This is a genomic window from Prochlorococcus sp. MIT 0603 (assembly GCF_000760215.1).
Lineage (GTDB): Bacteria > Cyanobacteriota > Cyanobacteriia > PCC-6307 > Cyanobiaceae > Prochlorococcus_E.
The window spans coordinates 352,729-372,662 of the sequence record NZ_JNAW01000002.1; the positions used below are offsets into that span (position 1 = coordinate 352,729).

Sequence of the window (19,934 nt, forward strand, 5' to 3'; positions counted from 1 at the left end):
GGTTTGATATTACATTGAAAAGTAAACCCTACTCTGATTCTGGCTCGGCTGCTAATTGGGCAGCGGCTGCTGCTGCTGCTGCTTTTTTCTTAGCGTCTGCTTCTGCTTGTATAGCGGCATCAGCAGCAGCTTTTTCAGCAGCTTTTTGCTCTTTCTCAAGTTGTATAGCTGCCGCTTTTGTTTTATTTAGCTTAAGAGTTTTACTATCTGCAAATTTTAAGGCTGTAATAAGAATAGGAACATGAGCAATTCCACCAGCTAAAACCAATGCTTGACTGTAAGCCATTTGCTTCATACATATAGCTAGTTAAAAGTATTACATTGATAAGTGCTGGATTTCGTGACCTAGTTGTAAATTGTTTTATTAATTTGTATCAAATGCAATAAAGGTCATATTTGCTTTATGTTTTAGGCTTTTATCTATGATCAATTATTATCCATGAGAAGGCTCCTGACCTCCTAATCTATCAAATAAATCAAGACTTTCTTTATTGAGTCCAATTACATCAACGTTTGATCCTCCAATACTAAGCTTTCTTATGATTTGATCTAAGGCTGCTACACCACTTTGATCCCAGATATGTGCTTTGCTCATATCTATAGTTATTTTTTGAGGATGGTTATGTGTGTCAAATCCTTGTAGGAAATATATTTTACTTACAAAAAACAACTGCCCAGTAACTTCATATACTATTTCATTTTCATTAATTATTTTAGAGGAAACTTTAATTACTTTGGCTACTTTCCTGCTAAATAGTATTCCTGCTAATGCAACTCCTGCTATCACTCCTAAAGCAAGATTATGAGGTGTAGTTAGCATTGTCACGGAAAAAGTCATCAGCATCACAGCAGAGTCACTTCTAGGTATTTTGGAAATATTTTTTAAACCTTTAGTGTCAGCAGTGCTTACTGCAATAGTTATCATTACTGCAACTAATGCAGCCATTGGGATTTGTTCAAGCCAAGGTTTGCATAATAAAATCATCGCCAGTAGACTTATTCCAGAAGAGAATGTTGATAGTCTAGATTTGCCTCCATTTTCTGTATTCATTACAGACTGACCTACTAGTGCACAACCTGCCATTCCTCCAAATAATGAAGAGATTATATTTGCAATCCCTTGCCCTCTAGCTTCTCTATTTTTATTTGAATTTGTATCCGTTATATCATCAAGAATATCCTGAGTTAGAAAAGTTTCCATCAACCCTACTAGTGATATTGCAAGGGCAGTTGGAAGGACAATCCCAAATGTTTCCAAGCTAAATGGTATTTTCCCATCTGTAATTGAACCAAATGGAATCTGAAAAGTTGGCAAACCTGTTGGCAATTGACCAAGGTCTTTAACAGTCGGTATATCTATATTAAAAGCTATAGTTATCATTGTTAGAATTAATATTGCAACCAATTGAGAGGGGATTAATCTGGTTATTCTTGGTAGGCCATATATAATAATTAATCCTATAATTACTAATATCCAAACTATCGGTATTTGCATCCCAACAGGAAGAATTTGATGGCCCTCTCCTTTTGTAATTGTCTCTCCATAATGAAAATTCAAACCTAACTGTGGAAGTTGCGCCTGAAAAATCAATAAAGCAAGCGCATTAACGAATCCACTGAGAACTCCAGTTGGGACAAAACGCATTTGGTACGCGAGTCGCAAATATCCCCAGAGAATTTGGAATACACCTGTTAATAGTCCTGCTGCAATTAGATAATAAAGGCCTAGACCATCACCTTTTGCATTCCCTATGGCTACAACGCCTGTCATTAGAAGTGCAGTTGAACCAGTAGCTGAGGTGATCATCCCTAATCGCCCTCCTACTAAGGCAATTGTTATGGATAGACAAAAAGCGCCGTAAAGACCAACTTGAGGATCTACTCCTGCTATTCCAGAAAAGGCAATTGCTTCTGGAATCATTGCAAATGCAACAACAAGACCCGATAGAATATCTCTCCTAGGGCTGGTAAACCATTCTTTATAAATAGTTGAATTTGTTTGACTTAACATCAATAGAATATTTCTTTTGAGACCGTATCTCAAAGTGGTGGCAAATTACCCTTTGGATCATATTTTGATTTTAATTGCTGTAGTTCAGGCAACCAATTTTTAAAGGCAAGATTGATTTCTTTCTTGTGCCAACTTAAATGAGGGTGTATTTGAGCTAAATGAACTCCAGGGAAAAAATCTTCAAGTTTTTCCCAACTCTCTTCAATCCATTGAAGACTCTTTTCTCTTCCAATAGGATCCTCGGCATCCCATGCCCCAGTTATCCAAGGTTTCCACATTGAATCTCTATAGATAAATGATGAGATATTATCTTGGTTTGCAAAAGTTTTTCCTCCTAACTGTTGAGCAGCAATATATGAACTTTTGTTTGGCCTATTATCCATCAACTTCTTAATAACTTCAATTACATCTTTTGCTTTATTCTTTAATGATGGCCCAAGTAATCCTAAAACCTCAGAATATTCCTTTGGACTATCCGATGTTTTTTCTATAGGTAGTTTAAAATTCTTTAATTCATTCATATTTGATACTGTATATCTAGAGAAATCATTTGACTTGGGCAATTTAATTAATAGTTCTTCGAACTCATCTGAACCATTGATTAGATCAACTTCATAAACCCCATAAGCTTTTATTCTATCACCCCAAACCCAGTGTAAGCTTATACTTCTTGGCCACTTTTCTGCTAGTTCAATTGTTTTTAATAATTGCATAGGTGTCAATGATGTTTCCCATAAGACTAGAGGCTTTAATTGATATGTTTTTAGTTTTAAACTTGTTACGATTGCAATAAATGGGGCTGCACCTAAAAGGGCTTTCCATTCTTTAATGTTATTATTAATAGATGAATTTGGTTTAGATAAATGAAATTCATTGCCATTACCCCAAAAGCCACTTATTTCTAAAATCTGATCAATCGCTAAACCATATCGTCTGCTTAAAGGGCTAATCCCACCTGTTAAAATATATCCAACACCGGTCATGCTAGATACTCCTATAGGGAAAGATCGACCAAATGTTGTTACTTCCTCAATGAGCTTTTTCATGCTCACACCAGCTTGAATTAGCAGTTCTTTCTTTTGATGATCAAAGTTAATTCCTTGAAAATTCTCTTTTAGGTCTAAAGTCCAATGCCCTTCTGCGGCACAACTGCTTGAAGTTCCTCCACTGCAAACCATTAGAGGCTTTGGTTTTAGCTGACCTGTTTGAATAAGCTTTAATAAATCAGGTTCAATATCTTGATAGATTCCAGCAATTTGAAGGTCTTGAGCTTGTGGATTAGGAAATATCTTTTTAATATTAGGCATGAATAAAATTGTTGTTATATGAGATTAATTAGCTTTCTTTTTAGATTTTTGGTCGTTCTCACGATATTGTTTTTAAAAAGGAAATAAGATTTTGATTACTGGGCTTTTAGATAAAATCGATGCCAATGTAGGAATACTCATTATTGGCCATGGGAGTAGAAATGTCTATGCATGCAATGAATTTGCGGAATTGGCTCAGTCTATAAAGTCTTTATTGCCTTCAATTCCGGTTGAATATGGATATTTAGAATTTTCTCGTCCAATTATTTCTGATGCCTTAGAAACGCTTAGACGACAATCAGTTAGGAAGGTCATTGCTATACCTGCAATGTTGTTTGCTGCTGGACATGCTAAAAACGACATACCTTCAGTTTTGAACGCTTATGCCGCAAAGACTGGAATAGAAATTCTATATGGAAGAGAGCTTGGTATTGATAATTCTATGATTAGTGCTGCTGGGCAAAGAATTAATCAGGCGATTAGTCCTATTGATGATTTCAATTTAAATGAGAGTCTTTTAGTTGTTGTTGGTAGAGGCTCATCAGATCCAGATGCAAACTCTAATGTTTCTAAGATCACAAGAATGCTTGTTGAATCTCTAGGATTCGCTTGGGGTGAAACCGTTTACTCAGGGGTTACGTTCCCTCTTGTGGAACCTGGGTTGCGTCATCTTGTGAAACTAGGTTTTAGAAGGATAGTTGTATTCCCCTATTTTCTCTTCTCAGGTGTTCTTGTAAGTAGAATCAGGAGATTTGTTGATTTGGTTGCTAAGGATTTTCCTGAGGTTGAATTTGTTCATGCAGGATATTTGGGAAATCATAAAAAAGTCAGAGAAACCTTTTTGGAAAGAATCAGTGAGGCTATTTCAGGTGATAGTGCAATGAACTGCTCTCTTTGCAAATACAGATCGAATTTGTTGGGCTTTGAAAATGATGTAGGGCTGCCTCAGTCAAGCCATCACCACCATGTAGAGGGTTTGCTTAATGGCTGTGATTTATGTGAGGGGGAATGTAGTGGGAAGTGTGAGTCTTTAGGTTTGAGCTTGTCTGATCAAAAGGATCATGTTCACTCTCATAGCAACTACCCTCATGCCAATCACCCCTTTGGCCCTGTCACGCTTCGCACGTTAAATCAAGACCAAATCTAAAAATAATATTTTATCTCGCTGGCTCAACAGTCTCTTTCTTGAGTAAGTCGCATTAGACTCGTTATATATAAGCAGGGCTTATCTTTATTGATTCATTGTTTTTCCCTAGTTTTCTCCACAGGTTTTGATAGGTTTTTCCACCGACTAGGCATGAAAACAGTATAAATACTTACTTTTGTGGAGTTTCTTATTGCTGTGATGCCGACTTTAGGATCTTGATAATTGTTGATTATAACCACAGGCTTTCTTAATGTTCCTCGAACTCCTTTTCAAGCAAATGAGTCTCACGATGTCTCGCTCGTTGGTATCAAATCTTTTGTTCCTTTGACGATTTGACCGATTATGTAGATATTGGTCTGGTAAAGATTTTTGGAATGCTCTCAGGATGGATCAAGCACAATTAAAGGCAATTGATACAAAAGCAAAGCAAAGCTTTCGTTCGGATCAATCTCTAATAAACCTTGATAATGATTTATTAAAAATAGAACAGGCTGGAGATATAGCTTCTTCAGTTAGCATTGAAACTGAGATTCCAGAAGTGCTCTATAGGGGCATGAAGCAATTTATTTCTACAAATTCTAAATGGGACCAATATCGATTAATGAGTTCAGCATTGGCAAACTTTCTTTTTCAAAATGGATGTGATGATAGAGCTATAACCGAGAGGTATCTTGACGACTTGTTTAATATGGCTGATTCTTAATTGCTTGCATACACGCTCTTCTGGTGATAGCCATCATTGTCAATGTAGGACTTTGCCAGGCAGAAGTTGGCCAACAGGCCCCATCAACAATTTGAACATTTTTGCATTTCCAAAGTCTATTCCATTTATCTAATACACTGTTATCTTCTTTACTGCCCATTGGAGCTCCACCTACTTCGTGAATGTAATACCCAGGTGGGGGAGGGCTATTTTGCAATGCAAATGCTTTCTCACTGATTTGGGATAGAAATGGAATTCTTACAAGATCTTTGAAAGGGGTCACCTCACCACCAGAGCATGAGATGCATTTTTCTATGGTTTTATTCATATGATTGACCATTCTCAATTCATTTTCTTTCCATTTACAATTTATATGAGGAATGGGCAAGCCAAATTGATCTGATTTATTAGTTAGGGTTACTTTATTCTCTTCGTATGCCAATACCTCACCGTGCCCTATTAGGAAACCTGTTTTAGTTTTAGGCTTCCTTTTAAGAAGGGCTGGTGGCTCGAAACGATCAATCCCTCCCCAAAGACCATATCCTCTTATGAAGTCTATTGTGTTACTCGAATCCAATTTTGATCCAAATGGTATAAAGAAACTACCTGCGCCTGAGAGTTCATTTTTCCCATTAGCATTTATTTGATTGTCATCATGAAGAGAAAAAAAACGACATGTAGAAATATGATCCATTAAATAGCAACCCAGCTTTCCAGATGGATCAATTAACCCATTATTCCTGACATTTTCAGATGAGTTTAGGAGGATCTTTAAAGTCTGAATTGTAGAAGCGCATAATATTATTAGCTTGCACTTAATTCTTGCTCTCTCTTTATTTAATCTATTAATAATCACTATTTCTTCTGCTAGATTTTGGTTTTTATTCATTACTAAATGCTCTACAATATGATTTGATAGTATTTCTACTTTTCCTGTTGAAAGGGCTTTCTTTAAGCTGCTTCCTACGCTACTTGATGTAGGCCAATCATTATCATTTAATTTCCTTGGTCCAAAACCTCTTGAATGAATCATCTTATAGTTTAATCCTTTAAATATTTTTTCTTTAAATATTTTTTCCGAATTTGTAAAAGGTAAATTTTTTATGAATTCACCATCTGGTAATTGCTCTAAATTATCTTTATTTCCGTGGACTTTAAAAAATCTCTCTAAATAATTATAATGTTTTTCTAGATCTAAATAATTAATTGGCCATTCAGGACCATATCCATCAATAGAAGCGGCTTTAAAATCTTTTTGAGAAAGTCTTAATGTAATACCACCCCAAGTTAAACTTCTGCCACCAACTTGTCTGCCTTGTGTCCATATAAATGGATGATTTTTAGGATATGAATATTGATTTTCTTTTTCATTTATATATAAAGAAGGGTTTGATTTCCAATAGCCAGGATGTTGTGCTTGCTGACTATTCTCTCCATTAATAAGTCCTTTTATTCTTTTAAATGTATTGAGAGGCTCATAACCTAATGCATCTGATGGATTAAGATTAGGACCAGCTTCTATAACGAGAACTCTTATCCCTAGTTCTGCAAGAGTAAGGGCAGCTATTCCTCCAGTTGCACCTGAACCAATTACTACAGCTTCGAACGGATAATTAATCAAATTTTAAATATTACATTTTATTCAATCTATATTTTACTATCTGAAATGACATTAGATGATAAAATATTGTTATTAAAAAAAGGGATTAAACATAGAAATTGGTTCATATCCTAAGCGATTTTTCCAGCTAGATTTTACTAATAGAAAAACTTTTAGCTTCTTGCAACCCATGAAGGTGCACCTGAAAACCAATTGCCTAGCTCTTCAGGAGAAGGCTTATGAATAGGATTTACTTCAGTTGATCCTAGATCTAGTTCATTCAATAATTTACTTATTGCATCATTACATTCATTAGCTTGTTGGAGCCTTTTTGCCTGTTTCAACCAAGAACTAACCTTTTGGTCTTGATCAGCAGCTTTTTGTATATATATTCTTTCATTTAAACTAACCCCATTTCCCTTGGACAATCTACTAAGTATCTCTTGAATATGTTTGATAGTGATTGAAGAAAACACTCTTTTTGAATAGCTTATTTATTTTTAGCTAGCTTTTAGCAAATGAGCTATTATTCAATAGAAACATTTTATTAAATTTTTAGCTAGAACACTTTCGCTTGGACAAAATAAAGAAGAGTGTTTTACTTTTAATTGATATTAAATTATCTCACTCGTATTGATTCAGTAGTAATCTATGCTATCAAGAATTCTCTTTTTCTTCATTTCTTTATTTTTGTTTTTGATTACTGAAATCCCTGGTTTTGCAGCAATTGATTATGGGAAGCAAACTTTAGTAGGCAATGATTTCTCTAAGTTAGATTTAAAAGGAGCTACGTTTTACCTGACAAATCTACAGAATGCAGATTTATCCGATAGTGATTTAGAAGGAGCAAATCTATTTGGGGCCAAATTATTAAATACTAACTTATCAAATACTAATTTAAAAAATGCAACTCTAGATTCTGCTGTTTTTGATGGAGCTAATCTGGAGAATGCAGTTTTAGAGGATGCATTCGCATTTAATGCAAGGTTTAATAATGTAGAAATTAATGGGAGTGACTTTACAAATGTTATTTTGAGAGATGAAGATCTTCGTTATCTATGCTCAATAGCCATTGGTGTAAATCCAGTAACTCAAAGAGATACTAAAGAAACACTGGAATGCATTTAATAATGATTCAATAGCATTAAGTTAAATTTGATGTTTATTTAGAATAATACTCTTTTTTAAACTTCCCAATTGGACTGTTTAGGTATCCAAGAGTATTTAGATTCTTGATTAGATTTTTACTGAAATTATAGTTATTACTTTCGGTTAGATAATTATGACCAAATTCTTTTAATGTAAGCTTTACAAGGTTCAACTCCCTTTCAGAGCCTAGTTTCTTCCCTATTGCTTGATAGGATTCGTTCATTGCAATCTTCGTTCTTTCCTTTTCAAGTACTATTCTTATCTTATTATCTAAATTGCTAAATAAAACATATATAAAACTTTTTGATTGATTATTCCTGATAGATTTATTCGAAATATAATCTCTTATTCTTATTGGATTTGGGTAAATCTTTTTTTTAATTTTGCAATTCATTTTTTATAAGGTGTTATTTTTTGCAGATAGTGTTTCATATTCTTCCCAAATACTATTAACTTCAGCCAGAGCTATTCTTTTCTTGCATGCATCATCATATCTTTGTATTGCAACATTTGGAATTGATCCTTTGCTTTTCATCGCTCTTAACCCAATTTCAAGACATTGCAATGCAACACTTGAAAGGTCTCTGCCTTCAGCGGCAGCCCATACTTTCATTAAGTAATTAAGACTTGAGGGAACTGATACTTGTAATTTTGATGAATTTGCTGCGTTTAAACTTAGGTCGTCAAGGCTATTATCTTTTTCAATTAATCCGGCTTTAATAGTTTTTCTTGTGGCTTTTATTTGCTGGTCCAGTTCACTCGTAGATATTTTGGGATCTAGGCTTTCTAAAGCATAAATAGCCCTTTCATTTTTATTTAGAGACTCAATTGCCCATAGCGATGTCTCCTCGGGGAGAGAGGTGGTCTTAATCCATTGGTCTCTGAAGTCGCTCCAGGTCTTTTTCATGCTGAATATGATCTACATGTATTCTACTAATATCTGTATGCATTGTCTACAGAGTGAGTATAGATTCTAAATAACTCTATAAAGAGTATATGCTGTGTCTATTCCCTCTTTCTAGCTAACCGCTTTTTGGCACCCCACCTCATGTTCAGTCGACTTCTTTTAACTGGCTTTTTGCTTGCCAGGTGAAAGTTTTTTAATATTTAACCTGCCCTTCATTTGTTAGAACTATTGTTATTCATATGGGCTTGCCATCTTTATAGTTTTTAAATGAAAACTTTATTGCTTCTTTCCCCAATTGTATTTTTTGTTTTGCCAACAGCTGTCTTATCAGAGAACTATTATCTGATACTTACAAAAAGGGGGACTGGCTTAGAAAGAATAGAGATGGATAATAAGGAAGATTGTGATCAATTAGGAAAACAATGGAGCGAGGTGTCTGGATCTCATACCTATGCATGCCTTCAAATTGAATAAAGCTATCTCACTTTGAATTCTTTTTATCATAAGTGAATATGTAATACAAACACCAGCAGACCCCAAGAATGAGTAGAGCAACCATTAAGTTAACTGACCATACGAATTCGCTATTCATCACAAAATAATTGTTTTGGAAATAGTTAAACTAAATAGCTCATTACTTGATTGTTTTAGAATTGAATGCAAACACCTGCCATTAACTATTTAGAGCGTTATTTAAGCTAATAACCATTGAACTAAATTATTAATTCAATGAGTAATTAGTACTATCTTCTGGAAAAGCTCTGTGTTTAGAACTATAGAAGCGGAGGGGGTGGGATTCGAACCCACGGATGCTCTCACATCGCTGGTTTTCAAGACCAGAGCCATCAACCACTCGACCACCCCTCCAAGTTGGGCAGTTTGTTATCTGCCATTTTTATTCTACCAACTGCCACTTACTTGGCCTGTTTGAAGTGACCTTATGTCTGAGGCCAACGACTAGCAAAAAATATGACAAATCCAAAGTGTTCTAAAATCCTTTACTTATAGAATATTTGGAGTATTTCTAAGTCTTGCAAGCAAAACTTTTCTTTATGAGTTACAAGCCAAATATTTTCATCTAATTTGCTGTTAGAATGTGCCATAATTTAAAAGATTAACAAACTTTTCATGGCCAGCTCAAAGAGTGATCAATCTCGTTTTTTAGGCGATCTGCCTATGTCAGGTGAAATATCTGAAAAAGAAAAAGTTCGCTATATTTCTCACCTTATGTTTTTCATAGGATGCGCATTGTTCTCTTTTGGGATATGGGCTTTGTCTGGATTTACTCCATCATCAGGAGCTACCGGGCCTTTCCCTTTCTAGCTCTAAAGCTTAAAATTTAATTTTACGTTGATATTTGTAGTTTGATATCTCTAAATTTTATAGATCCTTTAGTTTTTCATCTCTATTTTTCAGTAGGGTTTCAAACCATTTTGAAGCAGTCCCTCTTGAAATAGATCTATTCCTAAGCAAGTCGCATATCACTGAATAAAGAGGCCCTACCTGAACAGTTTTGTTGAACCAATTCTCAAATGCGAGAATTTCAGCAGGTGTATGACAAGCCCTCAATTGATCAACAATTGCATCATGGGTATCTTTATTGAAAACCTCAATTTGTTTTTGTGTTGAAGTCATTTCTATTTCTTGGGAAAAAGGTTTTCGCCTTTCTCTACCATTAGCTATTTATCCACAACCTGCCAGCGCTGCTGCTATATCTTTGTAACAAAAAAGGATATCACTTTTATGATATTTCCATAGATAAGTTGCTTTTCTATAGTCAGTTTTCTGGTTGAGCTAGTGGTAGCAAGCATTTATCAGAGTCGCACCCTGCAGGTCCGGCTTCAGTTAATTCGCCTTGATCATATTTACTAAGTGCTTCAAAAAAGTCACTAGTTACTCTCCTTTCTAGAACTTCTGATTGAAGTTTCTCAAAAGTTTTTTGATCAATAGGTTCAAAAGGCAATCTTGGGAAAGTTGCATTTGAATCAAATCGTGCAAGCAAGGCTGCTGAAATATAGCCTTTGTTTTCCTTTATCGTTTTATATATTGCTTCTGACAAGGGAACTATTTCATTTTTTCTAAATTCAATTGTTGCTGATGTGTTGTGTTCAGTGTAATGACTTTGAACTTGCATATAGAAATCAAATTGAGCTAGGGCCGAAAAATTGTTTATTTCAATCTCGTCTGCTCCAGGAACATTAGCCCAGCTTACCTCTGTAGGTATTTCTACTAGCCATTCAGTGCACCTTGGGTCGAATGGGTTGTCAAGAAGCATGCCGTTTTCGTCCTTGTCAGATTGTGAGGGGACAATCGTGTAGCCATAGTCCATGCAGGCCATTGCTACAGGATCACTTTTTCTAAAGGTTATTCTTCTGATAAATCTTTGTGCTTTAGGTGGATGCCATCCTGGGGCTGCCCCAGTTAATAGGCTTTTAGTTCCAGCAGGTTGAACAGTAGTGCATCTGTTTGGCCTGCGAAGATTGTGCTTATCGCAATATTCCCAAACAGTTTTGTTTACTATGTCTTTCCAGCCTTTTAAGTACTCTGCTTCTTGTGATTTGAAGGCCTTGCCTTCTTCAGATTCGGGTCTACCTGCTTCCCACCATTTGAGCCATGGTGTGCCAAAAGCGTGAACAAAAAAGTCGAATAAGCCTGTGAAGCTAACTCCTACAATCGGATCTAAATCTCTACTATTTCTATAACGGTCTACTTCAAAACGATGGTTTAAGAGACAGGCTACTGATAGACCTGCAGCTTTAAAAGCTTTGTTTTGAGATTCTTTGTCTGAAGGGCTTATTTGGTTTAAATGTACCTCTGCGAGATTGCAATGAAAATCTGCTCCAAGAATCTCACCACATGGATTAAGGCCATATCTACTTAGACGATGCTCAAGCTCAATTGAATTTATCGGCCCATATTGCTTTTGAAGCCATTTGGCTGCTTCCTCTTTCCCTTGGTCGCAGTAGATTTCTATAAATTCTTCCCTAAGTTCTTTAGATGTAAGAATATCTGAATTCGAACGTGCTATAGCTTCTGGAGCAAATTGAATAGCTCCTTCTCCAGAATGGAACTGTTTTAGTACGGCATCGTTTATTTCTTTTAGTGTTGGACGAGTGTGATAGACACGCGTATGGTTAGCCATGCGAAGTGCATCTCTCTCAGGGTCAATTCGCCAATTTCCACTTGAATCTTGTTGCCATAAGTTCTCTTTTGCAGAAGATGCAAGGGAATCATCTGAAGAGAATTGACGCATTCCAGCGCTTCGACGAATATTTCCAGCAACGATAGTTACAGCAGCTTCATCTATAAGTAGACAGCATTCAATAGAAGTAAGTTGCCTCCCTAGCCCTTGCGAAAGAATCTTCGCTACACGTGGGTACAAATCTTTTAGTTTTACTGGGTTCGCCATTCCTCCAAACCCTTTTAGTGATTCACCTGCTGGCCTTACATCGTTTAGATCAATATTGACTTCGACTGTGCTTCCGTTGAAATTAGGATCACTACTCAGTTCAAGAAGAGTTTGGTAACTATCTACCCAGCCTCTGCGGCTATCTCCCACCTTTATCAATGCTTTATTGCCTTTAATATTTAAGGTTGTTATATCGCTACGGTTGGCAGCTGGCGTTACTCCTATCTGAGATACAGAATTTATTTTTATTGGATTAAGAATAACTGGGAGCTTATTTATTAGATGAGGCTCGATAATTGCTCCTGTTCCGCATCCCATCATTGCTAAGTCCATCATTAGACCAAAGGCTTCCCAATCAACAAGATTTGTTGAGGTGCAATTATATGCACCAGAGAAGTTCTTTTCTTTATTTATCCACTCTGTTCCACCTATCCATAGCCAACGGCCTGAAGGTAGTGCTTTCTTTTCGGCTTGCATTTGAGCCATTAGGGCCACTTCGCCTTTGGTCAGGTTCCCTAACTCGAAAAGGCCTTGTAGATTTCTCCCGCTTACTTGATCCCAACTTTCGCGCCCTGAAGGTGTCTTTCGGCTATAAGTCCTATAAAAAACGGGATTTGCAGCAGGGGCTGTTGAAGGGAAGGCCTGCGAATTCTCTTGATCAATTGAAGACTTAGTCTCAATTTCTTGTTTGCTAGCTGCTAGTGACAAAATCATTATTGCTGTAAGTATTAGGAAGGCTAACGCCATCGCTAGCGTTAGCAAGTATTCTTTACCACCATTGACAGTGTCCGTATTAACTTGTTTGAAGAACAGTTAATTATATGAAACGTATAAGAGAACCAGAGCTAATGATTGACCCTGATCAGGCAAAGGCTTACGCCGAATCAGACTTTTCAATTAGTGATAAAATGATGGTATCCACCCTAGTTGATTTTGTTAAAAAATCTGGGGGGAATATCAATGCATCTTCTGTGATACTTGATTTGGGGTGTGGACCTGGGAATATTACTGAGAGAATCGCTTCTCATTGGCCTAATGCAACGGTTACTGGAATTGATGATTCATTTGAGATGCTCAAAGTTGCTAGAAAAAGAAAAATCCTTGATAAAAAACTCTCTAAATTAGAAGGTTTTTCGTATATCAAAACTAATATTTCAGCAATAGGAAGAGGTGCCTCTATGTTTTTTGAAAGCGCTGACTTGGTTGTTAGCAATAGTTTGATGCATCACATTCATGACTTCAGTGATTTCCTTAGAGCGTTGAAAAGTGTTTCCAAAAAAGGAGCGTTACACTTTCATAGGGATTTGCGTAGACCTTCTACAAAACAAGAAGCTTTAGCTATTCAAAAGAAATATATCCCTGATGCATCTCCTCTAATGATGAGAGACTTCATGGCTTCTTTAAATGCTGCCTACACTGCCAAAGAAATAAAAAACAAATTAGAGCACTCTGTTTTTAAGAATTTTGAGGTGCTGGAAATAGATGATAGATATGTAGATGTTTTTGGTATTATTCCTATCTCATGCTAATTAATTAAGGTTTTATGTAGTTAATTGGCTCCTTATACGATTTAGAAGTCCTTAGTCCAGTAATCAGAAAGTTTATTAATAACTTCAATTGGACCACATAAGCTAAGAATGGGATCCTTTAAATATAATTGTGCAACCCGAAGAATCTCTAAGTTGTCGATATGTTCGATCCTTTTTAGATTCTGTAAATCATAATCCTCATTAATTTGCAAGCCAATTAGATGAGCTTTCCTTTCAGCTCTTTGAGAAATTGTTTGTGAATTATGAGCAATATTCCCTTTAAATTTTGCTTTTGCTAACTCCAGTTCGGATTCTGATATTAATTTCGTTTGTGAATTCATCCAACATTCTTTAATGTTGATTAGTGTTTCCATTGCCTTCTCTTTCGTTGAAGATGCATGAATTAAAAAAGGTGCATCAAACTCTCTTACTGGTTGATAAATACCTACATCATAAGCTAAACCCTTCTCCTCTCTTAGCCTTTGAAATAGGACACTTGACATGCCACATCCCAAATGACAATTAAGTATTCTTAATGCTAAGTCGTCGGGATTGGAATGTGATGTTGTAACTTTCCCTAGAAGTAATACAACTTGATTCGTAGTTTGATTAGTTAAAGAGATTAAATTCGATTTATTTCTTGTATTAATACTGCCTTTATAAATAGGATCTTCCTGATTTCTTTTCGAATTTGAGCAAGTTTTCTTAAGATCTTTGAAGTAATCATTAATATTAGCAGGTAATGAGCCTGAAATGATTAATGCTTTTTGCCTATAGAGAATCTTTTTCGATAGATTGAAAACATCATTTGTTGATATATTTTCAAGATCTTCTTTTATACCAAGAGTTTCTTTACTATATGGATGGTTATGATAGGCAAGTCTTTTCCAGCCTTTTAAAGCTATTTGAAAAGGATTCTCGCGCTGTCTTTTAATTGCTTTAATTGATAAACTTCTCTCCAGTTTTACTTGATCATCATTTATAAGAGGTTGCGTAATCATTAAAGATAAAAGAGGTAGTAAATCACTACTTCTTTGCTTTGTGCACTTTAGTGAAAGCATTAGACCATCCTCATATGTCTCACATACCAGGGAAGCACCACTCCTTTCTACTAGATCTGCCATTTCGAGATTATTATATGGACCACAACCTCTAATTAATAATGAACCTAAAAGATTATGAAGGCCCTGCTTTTTATCCGGGTCTGCTCTACTACCTTCTCTAATCCAAAGTTTGGCAGATAATATTCCTGGAGATAAACATGGGCTTAATATAATTTTTAATGATTGCATCGTTTAATTAATACTCCTTGAAGGCTTTGCAATTAATGTGAAACTATTCTCTGGTTGGATATGAGCAAATATTTCTTTTTTGATATTAACTTCTTTCCAGGTATCTAAATATTTTAAAGGTTGTAATAGAGGTTGCTGACGTTCCCAAAGGGCTTGTGAAGCAGAAATTGAAGCGATATTTGAAGGCAACTCTAAACCAAAACAAAAACTGCTTCTAACTAATTCTTTGGCACGTTCCATTTCTTTCTTTGTTGGGGGAACTGTGAGGCAACTTTTTAATACTTGTCTGATTTCTATTTCTACTCTTTCCAAATCTTTCTCCAAGCAATATGCCTCTAAAATCAATATTCCACTTAATTCCAAGGATGTTATATCTATATCTATTGACTCGACAATTCGTAAGTCTTCTTTTAAATGCTTTACTAGACGACTATTTCGACCTTCAGACAGTAATGATGCGGCTATATCAGCCCCGATAAGAGATGACTGGTCTTTAGCAGGAGGTAGACTCCATGCCATCATTATTCGAGCAGATTCTAGTCTTGGAAACTCTATTTCTTTTCTTCCTGAAGAAAAAGTAAGTTGGCTTGATTGTTCTTTAATAGATTTGTTATTACAAAAATTAGAAGTTCTTTTTGCTAAAAGATTTTCATTTAGGTACTCTTGAATATTTTTTGGAATATAGCCAGCTATCCCTATCGACATATTTTCTGGTTGATATTGTCTGGAATGAAATAACCTCATATCCTCAGGTGTTCTGGAAAGTAGTGATTCTTCAAACCCTAAAATAGATCTTCCATAAGGATGATTGAGGAAGCAATTTTCAAGAAGGGCTTGAAAGACCTGTTCCTCAGGTTGGTCTTTATATTGTGCAATTTCTTCTAAGACAACATTTCTTTCTAAAGAATATGACTTCTCATTTAATAAAGGTGTTAATACAAGGTTCGATAAAAGGTCGATTGCAGTAAATAAATGCTTTGGAGGAATTAGGGCATAGTAATGAACGTCATCTAGCCCTGTGGCAGCATTGCTACTACCGCCTAAGGACTCTATCTTCTTGTCAAATTCTCCCTCTTTTAACTTACTGCTTCCTTTAAAGATCATATGTTCTAGGAAATGAGCTAGGCCTTCTTCGCCTTCTTTCTCAAAAGCACTTCCTCCTTTGCACCAGATATCTAGACATGTCAGTGGTGCATTGGGAACATTGGCAACTACACAGTTGGTTTTGTTTGGGAGCTGAAAATGGAGAGATTTTGGAGCTTGGATGGATTTTTCCAGGGTTGAATATCAAAGTTCCATTGTGATCCTTTTTCGCATAGTGTTGGGTAAATGTTTTCATAATCTTTTCCTCTGAATCTCCTTTTAGAGTTAGTTGCAGATCGGATTAGGGATCGAGCTAAAGGCCTGACAAATGTTGCGCCATTAGAGCTTGAGCCTGATTTGAAAAATATTTATGGAAAATCAGAAGGGGATGATTTATTCATTGTCAATGAACTTAATCAAGCAAGAGGGTTTAGAAAGCTTCATTTGGAAACAGCTAAGCTTGGTTCATCTTTAGAAGTCTTGCATGCAGTGTTTTTCCCAGACCCGCTTTTTGATTTGCCAATATTTGGAGTAGATCTTGTTGCTGTCCCAGGCATAATCTCTGCTGCAATAGTTGACTTATCACCTGTTAGCAAATCACTCCCTAGTGCTATTGATTATGACTTGTCAAAATTAAAATTCCCTTCTTTTAAGATAGTTAGAGAATTACCGGAATGGGGAGATATCTTTTCCCCATATGTTCAATTTGTTAGCCCAATGAATTCAAACGAAAATAAGTCTTTTTTGAATTTGGTAGATTCTTATTTAAATATTCTTATTTGTTATTCTGCTTCGATTGATCCTCAGCTCCATGATGATCCACGAGTTAGTGATAGATATAATAGACAAAAATATTATTGCCTTCAGCAAAAACGTAATGACAAGACACGTAACGTCTTGGCTAAAACTTTCGGAATGCCCTGGGCTAATCAATATATTGATAAGGTCCTTTTTGATTTACCAAGTAAATCGGAATTATAAGTAAATTGAAACGTTTTTTATACCCTGCCTTTATTTGTCTTTCGACTATATCTTGGCTTATTTTTGCAAGAATATCACCAATAGAACAAGAGAAGGATTCTTCACCTCTTGTTGTTAGACCCATTGAAGCTGTTGCAGCTTTAGGGCAATTATCTCCTTCAGGAGAAGTTAGATTATTAGCAGCACCAATAACAGGCTTTGGTGGCACCCCTAGGATTTCTAAATTATTTATAACTGAAGGTGATTCCGTTAAGAAGGGTGATGTTCTTGCAATATTTGATAATAAACCTAAAATCCTTGCTGACTTAGATATTAGTAATGCACGTTTAAATATTATTAATAATAAGATAATATCTCAAAAAAGAGAGATTAGTAGATATAAAGAATCGGTTCTTCAAGGTGGATCTCCAAAAGTTATTTTGGATGAGAGAAATGATGATTTATTGGAGTTAATTGGAAACAAAAAAGAGGTGCTGGCCGAAATCAAAGCTCTTGAAATTGATCTTTATGATAGTGAGCTGAAAAGTCCAATTGACGGGATGATCTTAAAAGTTAATTCCCGAGAAGGAGAAAGACCTGATTCAGATGGTGTACTTGAAGTTGGATCCAGCCAATTAATGGAAGCACTTATAGAAGTTTATGAATCAGATATAAACAGAGTAACCATTGGTCAGGCTGTAACTTTGACCAGTGAAAATGGGGGTTTTAATGGAACTCTTAGAGGTCAGGTTAGAGAAATAAGTCCTCAAGTCAGACAGAGAAGAGTATTGGCAACTGACCCTACGGGAGATGCTGACGCAAGAATAGTTGAGGTTCGTGTGTCACTTGAACCCTCTTCAGCATTAAGAGTAGAACGCTTTTCAGGAATGAAAGTAATAGCTCGATTTGTACCATTATGAAACTTGATTTTTGGAAACGTAGAGGGATTCCTTTGGCTTGGCTTTTGCTAACAAGGCAACCTCTTCGTTTACTGGTTGCAATAGCGGGGATCTGTTTTGCTGGGATACTTATGTTTATGCAATTAGGTTTTCGGGATGGCTTGTTTGATGCAAGTGTCACTGTTCACAAATTATTTGATGCCGATTTGGTTTTAATCAGTCCTCGTTCCATGAGTTCAATCAGCATGAGTGGTTTCCCTCGAAGAAGACTTGTTCAGACAATGGCTCATAAAGATGTTGTAGGTACAACCCCTGTGAATTGGAATTTCTTGCTTTGGCGTAATCCAAAAACTCTTTCAACAAGAGCAATTCTTGCTTTGGGATTTGAACCAGGAAATGCTCTTTTGGTTGATAATGACTTTCCTCGCAAAGCGCAAAAATTAAAAAATTCTGGCCGTGTTTTATTTGATGAGCTTTCCAGAGAAGAATTTGGACCTATATCTCAATGGCTTTCTGAAGGTAAAATTGTAGAAACTGAAGTGGCTGGGAAAAGAGTTCGAGTTGCAGACTTGGTAAGCCTTGGGCCTTCTTTCGGAGCAGATGGGAATTTAATTACTAGTCGAGAAACTTTTCTTAAATTAATGCCGAGTACGCCTCCTGGGAGTATTGAAATAGGTTTGGTTCGCTTGAGAAAAGATGCAGATCACCAAAGGGTTCTTCGCTCATTGAATTCAAGCTTGCCAAACGATGTCAAAGTCCTCACCAGGAAAGATTTCATTGATTTTGAGAAGAATTATTGGAGAAACAGCACTTCTATAGGTTTTATATTTACTTTAGGTGCTGGAATGGGGTTCGTTGTGGGCTGTGTAATTGTTTATCAGATTCTCTATAGCGATGTAAGTGACCATTTGGCTGAATATGCAACATTAATGGCAATGGGATATCGGTTGAAAACCTTGTTAGGAGTAGTTGCGAGAGAAGGGTTGTTTTTAGCAGTTATGGGTTATCTGCCTGCATATATTTCAGGGGAGGCTTTATATGCGCTTGTCAGAACATCTACAAAACTTCCAGTAGCTATGGATCCTTATAGAGCTTTACTTGTATTCTTTTTGATCCTTTTTATGTGTATGGTGTCAGCTTCTGCTGCAATGCGAAGGTTGGTGGATGCAGATCCTGCTGATATTTTTTAGTGAAGCTTAGATTCTGCATACTTAAAAACTTTGACAAATAATTTCCCAACTGTTGAGATTGAAGAACTAAGTCATTGGTATGGGAGGGGTTTAACAAGAAAGCAAGTGCTTTATTCTATTTCGATGAAAATTAATCCAGGAGAAGTTGTTCTTTTAACTGGTCCTTCAGGGTGCGGAAAAACTACGTTGCTTACTCTGATAGGCGCATTAAGAAAAGTTGAAAAAGGTAAATTATCTGTTCTTGGTTATCAGCTTAGAAATTCAAAAAGAAAAACCAGGCAAGTTCTTAGAAAGAATATCGGCATGATTTTTCAAGGTCATAATCTTTTAAGGTGTCTTACCGCTGAGCAGAACGTACAGATGGGGACGGATTTATTGAAAGGACTGTCTTATAGGGCCAGAAGAGAATGTGCTAGAAAATGGTTGACAGCAGTTGGGCTTGAGTATGAAATGAATAAACTCCCTCATGATCTATCTGGAGGACAGAAACAAAGAGTTGCTATTGCTAGAGCCCTTTCTGCACAACCAAAATTACTACTTGCAGATGAACCAACTTCCTCACTTGATAGTGTTACAGGAAGAGAAATCGTTTCTTTACTTAAGCGTTTAGCAGTAGAACAGAATTGTTCAGTCCTAATGGTTACTCATGATCCAAGAATTCTTGATGTGGCAGATCGTCTATTAAAAATGGAAGATGGACGGATCCTACCGATTATTCAGTAGGCTATGTTAAGAATAAAATTTTTAT

21 protein-coding genes and 1 tRNA gene are annotated in these 19,934 nt (G+C 36.1%); 10 read left to right on the top strand and 12 right to left on the bottom strand.

Annotation, left to right across the window (positions count from 1 at the left end; genetic code table 11):
* Nucleotides 1–28 precede the first annotated feature (28 nt).
* The 3 genes from EV07_RS03705 to EV07_RS03715 all read right to left on the bottom strand — a co-directional run bounded on the left by EV07_RS03705 (nt 29) and on the right by EV07_RS03715 (nt 3,318).
* Entirely contained in the window at nt 29–286 is a 258-nt protein-coding gene (locus EV07_RS03705) for a hypothetical protein (RefSeq protein ID WP_052043859.1), read from the bottom strand.
* A gap of 147 nt (nt 287–433) precedes the next feature.
* On the bottom strand, nt 434–2,011 hold the full coding sequence (locus EV07_RS03710) for a SulP family inorganic anion transporter (protein ID WP_036917455.1): 1,578 nt from the start codon (nt 2,009–2,011) through the stop codon (nt 434–436).
* A 29-nt stretch (nt 2,012–2,040) separates the two neighbouring features.
* Nucleotides 2,041–3,318: an FAD-binding protein gene (locus EV07_RS03715; RefSeq protein WP_036917456.1), complete on the bottom strand. Its 1,278-nt coding sequence runs from the start codon at nt 3,316–3,318 to the stop codon at nt 2,041–2,043.
* Nucleotides 3,319–3,409: 91 nt separating this feature from the next.
* Here EV07_RS03715 and EV07_RS03720 point away from each other — a divergent pair, with 91 nt between their 5' ends.
* Together EV07_RS03720 and EV07_RS03725 are read left to right on the top strand one after the other, a co-directional pair.
* On the top strand, nt 3,410–4,465 hold the full coding sequence (locus tag EV07_RS03720; protein ID WP_052043860.1) for a sirohydrochlorin chelatase: 1,056 nt from the start codon (nt 3,410–3,412) through the stop codon (nt 4,463–4,465).
* Nucleotides 4,466–4,850: 385 nt separating this feature from the next.
* Nucleotides 4,851–5,168, top strand: a complete 318-nt coding sequence (locus EV07_RS03725; RefSeq protein WP_081936937.1) for a DUF2811 domain-containing protein — start codon at nt 4,851–4,853, stop codon at nt 5,166–5,168.
* Here EV07_RS03725 and EV07_RS03730 read toward each other — a convergent pair.
* The gene (locus EV07_RS03730; RefSeq protein WP_036917457.1) at nt 5,149–6,789 is read right to left on the bottom strand and encodes a GMC oxidoreductase; all 1,641 of its coding nucleotides are present in this window, start codon (nt 6,787–6,789) and stop codon (nt 5,149–5,151) included. The two genes, EV07_RS03725 and EV07_RS03730, sit on opposite strands and share 20 nt — an antisense overlap.
* A 152-nt stretch (nt 6,790–6,941) precedes the next feature.
* Entirely contained in the window at nt 6,942–7,244 is a 303-nt protein-coding gene (locus tag EV07_RS03735) for a hypothetical protein (RefSeq protein WP_036917458.1), read from the bottom strand.
* Between the two features lie 175 nt (nt 7,245–7,419).
* Between EV07_RS03735 and EV07_RS03740 the strand changes: the two genes are divergently transcribed.
* Nucleotides 7,420–7,896: a pentapeptide repeat-containing protein gene (locus EV07_RS03740; protein ID WP_052043861.1), complete on the top strand. Its 477-nt coding sequence runs from the start codon at nt 7,420–7,422 to the stop codon at nt 7,894–7,896.
* A gap of 34 nt (nt 7,897–7,930) precedes the next feature.
* Here EV07_RS03740 and EV07_RS03745 read toward each other — a convergent pair whose 3' ends face one another.
* Together EV07_RS03745 and EV07_RS03750 are read right to left on the bottom strand one after the other, a co-directional pair.
* Entirely contained in the window at nt 7,931–8,311 is a 381-nt protein-coding gene (locus EV07_RS03745; RefSeq protein ID WP_036917459.1) for a hypothetical protein, read from the bottom strand.
* Nucleotides 8,312–8,314: 3 nt separating this feature from the next.
* Nucleotides 8,315–8,824, bottom strand: a complete 510-nt coding sequence (locus EV07_RS03750) for a VHS domain-containing protein (protein WP_036917460.1) — start codon at nt 8,822–8,824, stop codon at nt 8,315–8,317.
* 267 nt (nt 8,825–9,091) lie between these two features.
* On the opposite strand from EV07_RS03750, the gene EV07_RS03755 reads away from it, so the two are divergent.
* Nucleotides 9,092–9,298 carry a hypothetical protein gene (locus tag EV07_RS03755; protein WP_036917461.1) on the top strand — a complete coding sequence of 69 codons (207 nt, stop codon included), beginning with the start codon at nt 9,092–9,094 and terminating at the stop codon, nt 9,296–9,298.
* A gap of 308 nt (nt 9,299–9,606) precedes the next feature.
* On the opposite strand, the gene EV07_RS03760 is transcribed toward EV07_RS03755, so the two are convergent.
* A tRNA-Ser gene (locus EV07_RS03760) sits at nt 9,607–9,691 on the bottom strand.
* A 261-nt stretch (nt 9,692–9,952) separates the two neighbouring features.
* On the opposite strand from EV07_RS03760, the gene EV07_RS03765 reads away from it, so the two are divergent.
* Nucleotides 9,953–10,147 (top strand): hypothetical protein, encoded by a 195-nt coding sequence (locus EV07_RS03765; protein ID WP_036917463.1) that lies wholly within the window; start codon nt 9,953–9,955, stop codon nt 10,145–10,147.
* A gap of 57 nt (nt 10,148–10,204) precedes the next feature.
* Here the strand turns inward: EV07_RS03765 and EV07_RS03770 are convergent, their stop codons facing one another.
* Nucleotides 10,205–10,459: an RNA recognition motif-containing protein gene (locus EV07_RS03770; protein ID WP_036917464.1), complete on the bottom strand. Its 255-nt coding sequence runs from the start codon at nt 10,457–10,459 to the stop codon at nt 10,205–10,207.
* A 142-nt stretch (nt 10,460–10,601) separates the two neighbouring features.
* Entirely contained in the window at nt 10,602–12,980 is a 2,379-nt protein-coding gene (gene nrdJ / locus EV07_RS03775) for a ribonucleoside-triphosphate reductase, adenosylcobalamin-dependent (protein ID WP_413293888.1), read from the bottom strand.
* A 74-nt stretch (nt 12,981–13,054) separates the two neighbouring features.
* On the opposite strand from nrdJ, the gene EV07_RS03780 reads away from it, so the two are divergent.
* A complete protein-coding gene (locus EV07_RS03780; RefSeq protein WP_036917465.1) occupies nt 13,055–13,762 on the top strand; it encodes a class I SAM-dependent methyltransferase in 708 nt (235 codons plus the stop codon).
* Nucleotides 13,763–13,803: 41 nt separating this feature from the next.
* On the opposite strand, the gene EV07_RS03785 is transcribed toward EV07_RS03780, so the two are convergent.
* Nucleotides 13,804–15,054, bottom strand: a complete 1,251-nt coding sequence (locus tag EV07_RS03785) for a M16 family metallopeptidase (RefSeq protein WP_036917466.1) — start codon at nt 15,052–15,054, stop codon at nt 13,804–13,806.
* A gap of 3 nt (nt 15,055–15,057) precedes the next feature.
* Nucleotides 15,058–16,332, bottom strand: a complete 1,275-nt coding sequence (locus EV07_RS03790; RefSeq protein ID WP_036917467.1) for a M16 family metallopeptidase — start codon at nt 16,330–16,332, stop codon at nt 15,058–15,060.
* A 126-nt stretch (nt 16,333–16,458) separates the two neighbouring features.
* Between EV07_RS03790 and EV07_RS03795 the strand changes: the two genes are divergently transcribed.
* Genes EV07_RS03795 through EV07_RS03810 form a run of 4 tightly spaced genes read left to right on the top strand, consistent with a single transcriptional unit; the run spans nt 16,459 to nt 19,909 of the window.
* A complete protein-coding gene (locus EV07_RS03795; protein ID WP_241434007.1) occupies nt 16,459–17,118 on the top strand; it encodes a phycocyanobilin:ferredoxin oxidoreductase in 660 nt (219 codons plus the stop codon).
* A gap of 59 nt (nt 17,119–17,177) precedes the next feature.
* Nucleotides 17,178–18,017: an efflux RND transporter periplasmic adaptor subunit gene (locus EV07_RS03800; protein WP_413293962.1), complete on the top strand. Its 840-nt coding sequence runs from the start codon at nt 17,178–17,180 to the stop codon at nt 18,015–18,017.
* Nucleotides 18,014–19,186: an ABC transporter permease DevC gene (gene devC / locus EV07_RS03805; protein ID WP_036917471.1), complete on the top strand. Its 1,173-nt coding sequence runs from the start codon at nt 18,014–18,016 to the stop codon at nt 19,184–19,186. The genes EV07_RS03800 and devC overlap by 4 nt, the downstream gene beginning before the upstream one ends.
* Before the next feature lie 30 nt (nt 19,187–19,216).
* Nucleotides 19,217–19,909, top strand: coding sequence for a DevA family ABC transporter ATP-binding protein (locus EV07_RS03810; protein ID WP_036917474.1), 693 nt, complete (start codon nt 19,217–19,219; stop codon nt 19,907–19,909).
* Nucleotides 19,910–19,934 lie beyond the last annotated feature (25 nt).

Bases quoted from the DNA above. Each gene is read 5' to 3' on its own strand.
- EV07_RS03705 (WP_052043859.1), bottom strand. From the start codon at position 286: ATGGCTTACAGTCAAGCATTGGTTTTAGCTGGTGGAATTGCTCATGTT.
- EV07_RS03710 (WP_036917455.1), bottom strand. From the start codon at position 2,011: ATGTTAAGTCAAACAAATTCAACTATTTATAAAGAATGGTTTACCAGC.
- EV07_RS03715 (WP_036917456.1), bottom strand. From the start codon at position 3,318: ATGCCTAATATTAAAAAGATATTTCCTAATCCACAAGCTCAAGACCTT.
- EV07_RS03725 (WP_081936937.1), top strand. From the start codon at position 4,851: ATGGATCAAGCACAATTAAAGGCAATTGATACAAAAGCAAAGCAAAGC.
- EV07_RS03740 (WP_052043861.1), top strand. From the start codon at position 7,420: ATGCTATCAAGAATTCTCTTTTTCTTCATTTCTTTATTTTTGTTTTTG.
- EV07_RS03745 (WP_036917459.1), bottom strand. From the start codon at position 8,311: ATGAATTGCAAAATTAAAAAAAAGATTTACCCAAATCCAATAAGAATA.
- EV07_RS03750 (WP_036917460.1), bottom strand. From the start codon at position 8,824: ATGAAAAAGACCTGGAGCGACTTCAGAGACCAATGGATTAAGACCACC.
- EV07_RS03755 (WP_036917461.1), top strand. From the start codon at position 9,092: ATGAAAACTTTATTGCTTCTTTCCCCAATTGTATTTTTTGTTTTGCCA.
- EV07_RS03765 (WP_036917463.1), top strand. From the start codon at position 9,953: ATGGCCAGCTCAAAGAGTGATCAATCTCGTTTTTTAGGCGATCTGCCT.
- EV07_RS03770 (WP_036917464.1), bottom strand. From the start codon at position 10,459: ATGACTTCAACACAAAAACAAATTGAGGTTTTCAATAAAGATACCCAT.
- nrdJ (WP_413293888.1), bottom strand. From the start codon at position 12,980: ATGGCGTTAGCCTTCCTAATACTTACAGCAATAATGATTTTGTCACTA.
- EV07_RS03780 (WP_036917465.1), top strand. From the start codon at position 13,055: ATGAAACGTATAAGAGAACCAGAGCTAATGATTGACCCTGATCAGGCA.
- EV07_RS03785 (WP_036917466.1), bottom strand. From the start codon at position 15,054: ATGCAATCATTAAAAATTATATTAAGCCCATGTTTATCTCCAGGAATA.
- devC (WP_036917471.1), top strand. From the start codon at position 18,014: ATGAAACTTGATTTTTGGAAACGTAGAGGGATTCCTTTGGCTTGGCTT.